The organism is Stenotrophomonas sp. HMWF003 (assembly GCF_003061285.1).
Lineage (GTDB): Bacteria > Pseudomonadota > Gammaproteobacteria > Xanthomonadales > Xanthomonadaceae > Stenotrophomonas > Stenotrophomonas maltophilia_AP.
The window spans coordinates 998-1,358 of sequence record NZ_QAIW01000392.1 but is presented as its reverse complement, the minus strand read 5'-3'; the positions used below and the strand labels follow the sequence as shown (position 1 = coordinate 1,358).

At 68.1% G+C, this 361-nt stretch carries 1 pseudogene; it reads left to right on the top strand.

The features are described from left to right. Positions 1–56 precede the first annotated feature (56 nt). Positions 57–361, top strand: a pseudogene (locus DBR34_RS23580) (kynureninase); the annotation flags it as partial.

Here is a 361-nt window from a genome sequence, read left to right as displayed (position 1 = left end):
GCCCACGCCCCCACCACCCGGATAAACTGTCCGTCACTGTCACCGCTGGTTGCACCATGTCCGAACTTCTCAGCCGCACCCACGCTGTTGCCCTGGACGCCGCCGACCCCCTGCGCAGCCTGCGCAGCGAGTTCGCCTTCCCCCAGCACAACCACCGCGACCAGACCTACTTCGTCGGCAACTCGCTTGGCCTGCAACCGCGCGGCGCCCGGGCCGCCGTCCAGGACGTCATGGACAAATGGGCCAGCCTCGCCGTCGAAGGCCACTTCACCGGTGATACCCAGTGGCTCCGCTACCACCGCCTCGTCAGCGAACAGCTTGCCCGCATCGTCGGCGCGCTGCCCAGCGAAGTGGTCGCCAT